Raw genomic sequence first — 10,602 nt, forward strand, 5'->3', positions numbered from 1 at the left:
GGCCGGGTGCATCAATCCTCAGCATATCCCGATGATCCCCGCATTCACGTCACTGCGGATCACCTGTTGCGTCTGGAACTGCATTCCCGTGCCCTGAGCTTTTTGCCACGTCAGCCTGCCCGGTCGATCCTGAATGGAACACACGCATCACGCCTGCGCGGACGCGGCCTGAACTTCGAAGAATTGCGCAACTACCAACCGGGCGACGACATCCGCACCATTGACTGGAAAGTCACGGCGCGAACCGGTGAGCCCCATGTCAGGGTCTATACCGAGGAACGAGACCGCCCTGCCCTGTTGCTGGTCGATCAACGCGTTTCGATGTTTTTCGGAACGGAGGTCTACATGAAATCGGTCATCGCCGCCGAAGCTGCCGCAATCACCGCGCATCGCGTTCTCGGCCAGGGCGATCGTGTCGGTGGTCTGGTCTTCAACGACACGAGCGTTGCGGAACACAGGCCGCAGCGCCGCGCTGCTGCGCTCATGCGGTTTCTGTCATCCATCGGGGCTGCCAATTCGGCCTTGCATGCTGCCTTGAACCCGCAACCAACCGTGGCTTTGAATGACATGTTGTCGGAAGCCGCGCGTATGTCCCAAACCAACGGGCTGGTTTGCCTGTTTTCCGATTGTGACGGGCTTGACGAAAGATCGGAATCCTTGCTGCGCCGCATTGCGGTCTCAAACGATCTGATCGTGTTCAATATTGCGGACAAAACAGCAAAGGGACTGACGCCCAATCTGAAACTCACGGTCTCGGACGGCAGCGACCAGATCGAAATCGACAGCTCCGACCCCGAATTGTCCGGGAAAATTCGCAAGTCCATGGAGGACAGGTTGAACCACCTGCATACATGGTCCCGGCGACACGGTTTTCCCGTTGTTCCTTTGACAACGGCGGAACCCGCCCTGGATCAGTTGCTGTATCTGTTCGGGCATCGCAGGGGGCAGAAATGAGCATCGACACGACAGGGAAATCTCTGGTTGATCTGCTGAATATGCTCGAGCCGGCACCGGAACCCACGCCTATTTCGATGGTTCCACAGACATGGGGATGGTTGGCGCTGGCCGTCATACTGCTTGGGTTTGTTGGACTGGTCAGTGTTCTTTTCGTCCGGCGAAGGCGGGCGAACGCGTATCGACACCAAGCGCTGGCCGAGCTGGCAGACCCGGATATCACGTCGGCAAAGGTTGCCGAAATCCTTCGCCGCACCGCATTGGTCGCATATCCGCGCAAGCAGGTTGCAGGGATTCACGGGGATGATTGGTTGAGCTTCCTTTCGCAAACATCTGATGATTCCACATTTTTATCGAACACAGGACAATCACTGATCGAAGCGCCGTACAAGGACCTGCCGCCAAACCGCGCCTTGACACAACTTGCTCGGCATTGGGTCAAGTCCCATAAACCGCATCGGGGACCGTGATGTTTTCCTTCTCTGCGCCTTGGGTGTTTTTGCTCCTGCCGCTGCCGCTGCTGGTCTACGCCATTGCTCCGCCCCGGCGGGAAACAACCGCGTCCATTCGCATTCCGTTTTTCCGCCGCGTGGCCCAGGCGGCCGGTGTCGAGCCGCAATCCGGGTCAATGATCCGAACCCGGGCCCGGCTGCAAACAGCAAGCGCCGCCTTGATCTGGATACTTCTGGTTCTGGCGCTGGCGCGTCCGGAGCGTCTGGGCGATCCCGTCGTGATGGAAAAGTCAGCCCGCGATGTGGTTTTGGCACTGGATATCTCCGGCTCGATGGATCAGCGCGACTTTCAGACCGGATCCGGTGCCCCGATGCAAAGGCTGGAGGCGGTCAAAGAGGTTCTGAAGCAATTCATCTCTGAAAGAGATGGTGACAGGATGGCGCTGATCATCTTTGGAACACGCGCATTCATTCAAGCGCCCTTCACGGAAGATCTGAACAGTTTGAATGGGTTTCTGGACCAAACTCAAGTTGGCATGGCGGGTCCGAACACCGCTTTGGGCGATGCCATAGGACTTGGCATTCGAACCTTTGAATCCAGCGAGGTTGACCAGCGCCTGATGATTGTCCTCAGCGATGGCGCCGATACGTCCAGTCGCATGACACCGGTCAACGCTTCGGCCATTGCTGCGGAAAAGAACGTGGTTGTCTATACGATTGGTGTCGGAGACCCGAATGCCACGGGCGAAGACCGCGTCGATCTTCAGGCATTGAAGGACATAGCCGATCGCACAGGCGGAGAGTATTTCTTTGCCGACGATGCAACGGCCCTTGAACAGACCTATGAACGCATTGATTCACTGAACCCCAGAATTGTGGAAACGCAAAGCTATCGCCCCAAACAAAGCCTTGCCCATATTCCGTTGCTATTCGCGCTGATCGTCATTTTGGTCAGCATGGCCGGGTTTCATTTCTCACAGCGACACCAGGGGGCCGTTTGACGATGGATCTGGCTGATTTCCATTTTATCCGAGGCTATTACCTGCTGCTTCTCATCCCCATCTTTGCGTTGTGGTGGCGGATCAGACCCAGACCGATGGCAGAAACCAAACGGCCGTCAGGGATCGCCCCGCATCTTGCCGAGGCCTTGCTGTTGGGCAAGGAAGAAAACCGGCGCGTCCAGCCCATTGACGTTGCGATGATCATTGCGGCGCTTGTCACATTGGCAGCCTCGGGCCCGACATGGTCGCGTGCGCCCAACCCGCTGATCGCGGATACAGCTCCGTTGGTGATCGCTCTCAAAGTCACCGACAGCATGGAAAGCTCGGACCTGGCGCCATCCCGACTGGATCGGGCACGGTTCAAGATTTCCGACCTGATCAACGAACGCGCCGGTGCTCGAACCGCCCTGATCGCCTATGCAGGAACCCCGCATCGCGTTGCCCCTTTGACCGAAGATGCGAACATACTTCGTCCGTTGCTTGAGGGGTTGACGCCCGAGGTGATGCCGAAGGACGGCGATGCCGCAGCCGATGCGCTTGCGTTGGCTCTGTCCATTCTGGATGACAGCGACGGCCCGGGGGCTGTGTTGTTCGTGCTGGATGACCTCGATCCATCTCAGGTATCTGGGTTAAGTGCTTCGAATACTGATATTTTCTTTCTCACCATGCTGCCTGACGGTGGTCGTATTGCTCAGTTGGACAACCTCCAGAATGCATCAGTGGTGGCGTTTTCGAACGACGACCGGGACGTCACTCAACTGACGCGCCGTATCCAATCAGCCTATACTGCCGCCCTGGATGACGATGACCGCCTGGACTGGCAGGACAAAGGCTGGATTCTGGCCTGGCCTGCTGCACTGCTGTCCCTGCTATGGTTCCGGAAAGGCTGGGTGGTCCGATGGGCAATTCTGGCTTTGATTGTGTTGCCCGCATCCGGAGCGCGCGCGGAAGGATGGAGAGACTGGTTTTTCACCCCTGACCAACAGGGCCAGATTGCGATGAACCAAAAACGGTTTGGCGACGCGGCCGAGATGTTCGAAGACCCATATCGCAGGGGCTATGCCTATCTCAGGGATGGTCAATACGAAAAGGCGTCGTCCGTCTTTTCCACGCTGGACACGCCGGAAGCTGCGTTTGCCGAAGGAATGGCCCGCATAAGGAACCGCGAGTATCGCCCAGCCATATCGGCGTTCGAAACCGCCTTGGACCGTCGCCCCGACTGGCCCGAAGCCCAGCATAATCTCGAGGTATCCAAAGCCATCCTGGACTATGTCGAAACGACGCGCGAACAGTCCGATACCGGCGAAGAAGCTGGCATCGGTGCAGATGATACGGTGTTTGACAACGACGCAGCACGCGGCAGTGACACCACGGTTCAAGCCGCTGAGGACGGGCCGCAGTCACTGTCCGCCGACCAGTGGATCAGTATGATCGACACCGATATGCAGGACTTTCTGAAAAACCGTTTCCTGTTGGAAAATCAGGAGCAAACAGAATGAGATACCTTGCTGTCTTCATTCTGCTGATGCCGGTTTCCTTGTCCGCACAGGACAGTTCATCCTACCAACCGCAGGTTTCAGTCGACATCCCGAACCAGGCCGTCATCGTCGGCCAGCCCGCCATCGTCCGCATCAAGGTTCTGGTTCCGACCTTCATGCCGCAACCGCCCGTATTCCCATCATTGGAGCAACAAAACATCCTGGTTCGCCTGCCTGAAAGGGCTTCTGGTCCGGTAAGCGAAACGGTGGACGGAGAGACGTGGTCGGGGGTGCAGCGCAGTTATCGCCTGTATCCGTTGGCACCAGGGCCGGTCGCGTATGACGCGCAAGAGGTTGTCGTGACATTTGCCGATCCGCAGTCCAATGACCCGGTTCAGGTTTCGGTAGCGCTTCCCCCCATACAGCTCAATGCAGAAATCCCGGATGGCGCTCAGGGTCTTGACCCGCTGATCATCGCAAGCGGTTTCTCTCTTGATCAGAAACTGGACGGCCCGACCGATATGCAGGCCGGCGATTCCATCACGCGTGAGATAAGCGCGCAGATCTCTGGCACCACGGCCCTGACAATCCCGGCGCTGACGCCGCAGGATCAAAGCCAACTGCTTCGCGCCTATCCCAAGGAACCCCGCTTTTCAGAAACAGAGGACCGGGGCATCCTGTCCGGGCAGCGGGTCGAAGAAACCGTGTACATCGCCCAAGATGGTGGCGACACACAATTGTCGGCCGTTTCGATCGACTGGTTCAATCTGGACACCGGTCAGATCGAAACGGCATCACTTCCCGCGACCACGCTTTCACTGACACCCCCCAAGCGACAGCCACCAGACGCGCAAACCATCATCAAATCAGTTCTTTTCCTTGTCATTGCAGTATTCGCATTGTGGACATTGGGAAGGTTTCTGCGCCCGCGCTATGCAACCTGGAAAACGGAACGGCGCCGCAGGTATCTGGCTTCGGAGAGATATGCCGTCGATGCCTTGCAATCCGCTTTGCACTCACGGGATCTGCGCGCGGTTTATCAGGCATTGGATCTTTGGAAATCACGCAGCGCGCATCCCGAGCGTTCTTTGGATCTTGAGAACAGCCTGATGAAGATCGGTGCTGCGCGGTATTCAGCGACGGCTGGCAACAGCCCGGAAGATTGGCAAGCGGCCATGCAACACCTGGGTGCACTGAACAGCGCAAAAGAACGCAAGGGCGGGTCTTTGCCCCCGCTCAACCCTTAGATTTCAACTTTGACAGTTGCTGATCAGCTTGCGCCGATCGATCAACCGTAGCCGGCCATAGCCCAATTCCACCAGGCCCAGATCCGCCAGGTGGTGCAGATGCCGGTGCAACGTCGGCTGAGATACCGCAACCATTTCAGCAAGCTCTTCCTGAGACACGACAATCCACCCATCCGATTTCAAGGTGCCTTCATCAAGATGCAACAGGCGCAGCGCCAGACGCTTTTCAGACCCCGTAACCGCAAGATTGGCCATGATGCGCAGTGCGGTCTTCATGTTTTCATGCGTCAACGCATAGAAATCACGGATGTATTCCGGATTTTTCCGAACCAATCTTGCCACGCGGGAACCGGGAAAAAACAACGTGCGGGTCTTTTGCGTTGTCACGACGCTGACCAGCCGTTTCGCCCCGGAGAAAAGCGCAAGATCCCCGATCCAGAAACCCGATCCATCCTGATGCAAGACGAATTCCCGTCCGTCATCGGCAGGTGCGGTGATCTGAAGCGCGCCTGAAAGCACCGCGAAAATACCATTGGCCTGATCGCCGTGGTGGTAAAGGGTTTCTCCGGAATCGAAGGTTCTGTGAACTGCGACGGTCATTAGATCATTCTGAAACCTTGAATCGCGCGCGCCAAACCAGTCGGTTTGGGTCAGAATCCGCATATCCTCATCAGAATCAAACATTTGTATCTTTCAAAATAATCATATGATAAGTTTTCGATACGTTTCATCGCTTAAAATAACTGTGTTCACTGCTCGAACAAGTATCTGTTTTTTGTGCGGGCAATCAACAACTTGCTTGCAGCTTCAAAGTATAGGCTCGCGGCTTCAAATTTATTTTTCTTTTCCGGGTCGTTAAGACCCGACTGATCAGGAGCACTTCATGTCATCTCCACGAATGATTGCAGACAATTGGCGCAGAACACTGCGCCGGTTCGCCGTGGCGACCGTTACTGCCGCCCTTGCCGTGCCCGCCTGGGCGCAGGATCAAAAACCCAATATTCTTGTGATATGGGGCGACGACATCGGTCAATCCAACATCTCTGCCTACACCATGGGCCTGATGGGATATCAAACCCCCAATATCGACAGGGTTGCCAAGGAAGGCATGATCTTTACCGACTACTACGGTGAACAATCCTGTACGGCTGGTCGGTCCTCGTTCATCATGGGCCAGTCTGTGTTCCGCACCGGATTGTCCAAAGTTGGTTTGCCGGGCGCAAAAGAGGGCATGCAGGTTGAAGATCCTACGATTGCCGGCCTACTAAAAGCTCAAGGTTATGCAACCGGTCAGTTTGGAAAGAACCACTTGGGCGATCGGGACGAAATGTTGCCGACCAATCATGGGTTTGATGAGTTTTTCGGAAATCTCTACCACCTGAACGCCGAGGAAGAGCCTGAAAACGAAGACTACCCGCAAAGCCCGGAATTCCGCGAACGGTTTGGTCCGCGCGGGGTCATAAAATCCAGTGCTGACGGAATGATCGAAGACACCGGCCCACTGACCAAAAAGCGTATGGAAACGGTGGATGACGAAACGGTTGCGGCCGCGCTCGACTTCATCACGCGCAAAACGGAAGAAGGTGTTCCGTGGTTTGTTTGGTGGTCCGGCACCAGAATGCACTTCCGTACTCATGTCAAAGACGAAATGCGCACGAAAGCCGACGAAATCGCCGGCAAGCATATGGATGAATACCAAGCAGGGATGATCGAGCATGACATGCATGTCGGCCAATTCCTTGCCCTGCTGGATGAACTGGGGATCGCGGACAACACGATCGTTCATTATTCCACCGACAACGGCCCGCACATGAACACCTGGCCGGATGCGGCGATGACACCGTTCCGAGGGGAAAAGAACACAAACTACGAAGGTGGTTGGCGTGTTCCGTCAATGGTACGCTGGCCCGGCAAAATCGACGCCGGCTCGGTCAGCAACGAGATCATGCATCACATGGACTGGTTGCCGACCTATTTGGCGGTTGCAGGTAATCCGAACATCAAGGAACAGCTGCTTGAAGGGATCACCGTGGCTGAAGTTGGCGGCGGACGCGACTACAAAGTGCATTTGGATGGATACAACTTCCTGCCGTACCTGACGGGTGAAACAGATGAAGGCCCACGTCACGAGATTTTCTACTTCTCCGACGATGGTGATCTGACTGCGTTGCGTTACGATGACTGGAAAGCAGTGTTTCTTGAGCACCGCTATCCGCAGACTTTGCGTGCTTGGGCAGAGCCCTGGACCGAACTGCGTATTCCGTTGCTCTTCAACCTGCGCCGCGATCCGTACGAACGGTCCAATGTCACTTCCAACACCTATTGGGATTGGTATATCGACCGTGTTTACCTACTGCTGCCTGCGGCAGAATATGTGGGCCAGTTCCTGGAAACATTCGAAGAGTTCCCGCCGCGTCAGAAGCCGGGCAGCTTTACGATTGGCGACGCCAAGGACAAGATCTTCAGTCAGGTCGGCTCCAAGTAAAATCGCGACACCTGAACCCGCAGCACCTGATCGGCGCTGCGGGTTTTTTGTTTTATCCACGGTATTTCTTACCGAAACATGCGTCGAAGGAATTAGGCCATGACAAGAGAGCCCCTAGCCTTGGCTGTTGCAGTCGTACTGAGCGGACTTGCGAGCTTCACGGCATCCGCAGATCCGCTGCCCTCATGGGCGGACACGGAATCACGGGACCATATCGTTGACTTTGTCGAGGCGGTGACAGACCCTGAAAACAAAAGCTACGTAACCCCGGCAGCCCGGATCGCGGTATTTGACAATGACGGTACGCTCTGGGCTGAACAGCCGGTGTATTTCCAGTTCATTTTCGCCATGGATCGGCTTTCTGAACTGGCCGAACAAGATCCTTCGATCCTGTCCACACCTGCTTTGAAAGCCGCTGCCGAAGGTGATCTTGCGACGGTTCTTCAAGGCGGTCACGATGCGTTGATCGAAGTTGTCAACGCGTCACATTCCGGGACGACTGTCGAGGCGTTTCAGGCCGCAGTCGCGGAATGGCTGGCCGAAGCGCGACACCCGGACACCGGATTGCCTTATGACCAGATGACCTATCAGCCCATGGTCGAGCTGTTGCGCTATCTGCGGGACGAAGGGTTCAAGACCTATATTGTCTCGGGTGGCGGTATTCACTTCATGCGGGTCTTTGCGGAACAAGCCTATGGCATTCCGCCGGAACAGATTCTGGGCACCTATGGAAACTCGACTTTCGAAGATGTCGATGGCGTTCCGACCGTAATCAAGGCCCCCGGGATTGCGTTCATCGACGACAAGGAAGGCAAACCCATCAACATCGAACGCACAATCGGCAAACGCCCCATTCTGGCCGCCGGAAACTCAGACGGCGATTTCGCCATGCTGGATTGGACAACCTCGGGCAATGGGCCACGGCTGGGTGTTCTGATCCACCATACCGATGCCGAGCGGGAATGGGCCTATGATCGGGAAAGCCCGATTGGGCGGTTGGTTGACGGTCTGGATCAGGGGCCGGACAAAGGCTGGGTCATCGTCGATATGGCGAAAGACTGGTCGCGGGTCTACACTGGAGGAAACTGAACGACCCGAAAGACTTACCGCCCATGTGGACATTGCTGGTTTCCACCTTTGTTTTTTTGCTCTATGCAATTGCGATTGTGTTTTCGGTGCGCGCTGCACAAACCGCGCGCACGCCGCAAGGAGCCGTTGGCTGGGTGGTCTTTTTGGTATCGGCACCGATTTTTGCGGTGCCGATGTACCTGTTTCTGGGGCACCACAGGTTTCGCGGCTATCGCATCTCGCGCCAGCAAAGCGAACGGGTCGTCGAAGGAATCAAGACCTTTGCCGACTATTCCCGACCTGATCCGACCACGATGTCGATCAATCCACGACCATTCGAGTTTCTGGCTCACCTTCCGGTCTCCAGTGGCAATGGCGCTCAGCTTCTGATTGATGGTCAGGCAACGTTTGATGCCATTTTCGAGGCGTTGGACGAGGCCAGAAACTATATCCTGATCCAGTTCTACATCGTCCGAGACGACGCGCTGGGCCGCAAGCTTCAGACCAAGCTGATCGAGGCCGCGAAACGTGGGGTGCATGTCCGTTTCATGATCGATGCTGTCGGCAGTTATGGGTTGCCAAGCACCTACCTGGACACGATGCGCGATGCGGGAATTGACGTGGCCGACCCTCGCCGTCAACGCGGCCCGAATTTCCGGTTTCAGCTGAATTACCGAAACCACCGAAAGACTGTCGTTATCGACGGAGAAACAGGCTTTATCGGCGGTCACAACGTGGGCGTTGAATACCTGGGAGAAGACCCGCATTTCGGCCATTGGCGTGACACGCATATCAAGATGACCGGCCACATCGTCCGGCAATTGCAGCTCATCTTCACCGAAGACTGGCACTGGGCCCGCGATGAAGACCTGATTGATGATCTCGACTGGGCAGGCAGCGTGGCCGAGCAAGACATGAATGCCCTATTGGTGGCGACCGGACCCGGAGACGAAACCGAAACCGGCGCCATGATGTTCTTTTCGGCAATCGCCGAGGCGAAAGAAAGACTGTGGATCGCATCGCCCTATTTCGTGCCCGACATCGACGTCATGACCGCCCTGCAACATGCAGCGATGCGCGGGGTGGACGTGCGCATCCTTGTCCCGGATGTGATCGACCATCGGCTACCCTGGCTGGCCGCTTTTGCCTATTTCGACGAAATCCGCGACTGCGGCGTGCGAGTGTTCCGATATACGGATGGATTCATGCACCAGAAGGTGCTGGTGGTTGACGACACGCTGGCCGCGGTCGGCACGACCAATCTGGACAACCGGTCCTTCCGGCTGAACTTCGAGGCGATGGCCCTGTTTTTCGATGCCCGCGCAGCCTTGGCTGTTGATCACATGCTGCGCGCGGATTTCGAGGCGAGCTATGAGTTGACGCGCCGTCTGGCCCAGCAACCCGCGCATATCCGGTTTGGCGCCCCCTTGGCGCGGCTGTTTGCGCCTATCCTCTAGGAAAAGAATTTCTCTTGAAAGACGCGCGTCATCATCGCCACCAGATAAGCGGTCGACAGACCAAAGGCCAGCAGACCAGCAACCGCGGCAAAAGACCCGAAGATACGCAATCCTTCGCCCAAAACGATATCGCCGTATCCCAGAGTCGTGAACGTCACCAGTGAGAAATAGATGGCCGAGTTCCAATCCGGCAGAACCTCAAGCAACACCCAGACGATGGCCCAGATCCAGACCTGAATCGTATGCGTGGCGACGATAAACGCCAAAGATACCGCGATTGGTGTTGCCGTTCCAAAGAACACCCCCTTGGCGGACCATCTTTCATCCCACTTGATGATCGCAACGGTACACCAGGTTAACAAAAGAATCTCGACCAAGAAGCAGAGCGCCAGAAATGTACTGCCCCATATGATCTGATGCAGCAACGTCATGTTTTTCATCCTGATTTACGACAGTGGAC

At 56.2% G+C, this 10,602-nt stretch carries 10 protein-coding genes; 8 read left to right on the forward strand and 2 right to left on the reverse strand.

The features are described 5' to 3' along the window. The first annotated feature begins 6 nt into the window (after positions 1-6). The 5 genes from AC2FF8_RS01105 to AC2FF8_RS01125 are packed head-to-tail and all read left to right on the forward strand — an operon-like array spanning position 7 to position 5,132. Positions 7-954, forward strand: coding sequence for a DUF58 domain-containing protein (locus tag AC2FF8_RS01105; protein WP_496878716.1), 948 nt, complete (start codon positions 7-9; stop codon positions 952-954). Next, positions 951-1,424 carry a DUF4381 domain-containing protein gene (locus AC2FF8_RS01110; RefSeq protein ID WP_425078301.1) on the forward strand — a complete coding sequence of 158 codons (474 nt, stop codon included), beginning with the start codon at positions 951-953 and terminating at the stop codon, positions 1,422-1,424. The genes AC2FF8_RS01105 and AC2FF8_RS01110 overlap by 4 nt, the downstream gene beginning before the upstream one ends. Continuing rightward, positions 1,424-2,407, forward strand: coding sequence for a VWA domain-containing protein (locus AC2FF8_RS01115; protein WP_425078302.1), 984 nt, complete (start codon positions 1,424-1,426; stop codon positions 2,405-2,407). Before AC2FF8_RS01110 ends, AC2FF8_RS01115 begins: the two co-directional genes overlap by 1 nt. Before the next feature lie 2 nt (positions 2,408-2,409). Next, on the forward strand, positions 2,410-3,906 hold the full coding sequence (locus AC2FF8_RS01120; RefSeq protein WP_496878717.1) for a VWA domain-containing protein: 1,497 nt from the start codon (positions 2,410-2,412) through the stop codon (positions 3,904-3,906). Then, positions 3,903-5,132: a hypothetical protein gene (locus tag AC2FF8_RS01125; protein ID WP_496878718.1), complete on the forward strand. Its 1,230-nt coding sequence runs from the start codon at positions 3,903-3,905 to the stop codon at positions 5,130-5,132. Before AC2FF8_RS01120 ends, AC2FF8_RS01125 begins: the two co-directional genes overlap by 4 nt. A gap of 3 nt (positions 5,133-5,135) precedes the next feature. Here AC2FF8_RS01125 and AC2FF8_RS01130 read toward each other — a convergent pair whose 3' ends face one another. Then, complete coding sequence (locus tag AC2FF8_RS01130) at positions 5,136-5,816, reverse strand: Crp/Fnr family transcriptional regulator (RefSeq protein WP_496878719.1); 681 nt, start codon at positions 5,814-5,816, stop codon at positions 5,136-5,138. A 199-nt stretch (positions 5,817-6,015) separates the two neighbouring features. On the opposite strand from AC2FF8_RS01130, the gene AC2FF8_RS01135 reads away from it, so the two are divergent. The 3 genes from AC2FF8_RS01135 to cls all read left to right on the forward strand — a co-directional run bounded on the left by AC2FF8_RS01135 (position 6,016) and on the right by cls (position 10,142). Further along, a complete protein-coding gene (locus AC2FF8_RS01135) occupies positions 6,016-7,617 on the forward strand; it encodes an arylsulfatase (protein WP_496878720.1) in 1,602 nt (533 codons plus the stop codon). 99 nt (positions 7,618-7,716) lie between these two features. After that, entirely contained in the window at positions 7,717-8,706 is a 990-nt protein-coding gene (locus AC2FF8_RS01140) for an HAD family hydrolase (RefSeq protein WP_257600781.1), read from the forward strand. Between the two features lie 23 nt (positions 8,707-8,729). Then, entirely contained in the window at positions 8,730-10,142 is a 1,413-nt protein-coding gene (gene cls / locus AC2FF8_RS01145) for a cardiolipin synthase (RefSeq protein ID WP_496878721.1), read from the forward strand. Here the strand turns inward: cls and AC2FF8_RS01150 are convergent. Beyond that, positions 10,139-10,573, reverse strand: a complete 435-nt coding sequence (locus AC2FF8_RS01150) for an ion channel (protein ID WP_257600783.1) — start codon at positions 10,571-10,573, stop codon at positions 10,139-10,141. The genes cls and AC2FF8_RS01150 overlap by 4 nt on opposite strands. Positions 10,574-10,602: the final 29 nt, after the last annotated feature.

The sequence above is a fragment of the Ruegeria sp. YTSA144 genome, assembly GCF_059610125.1.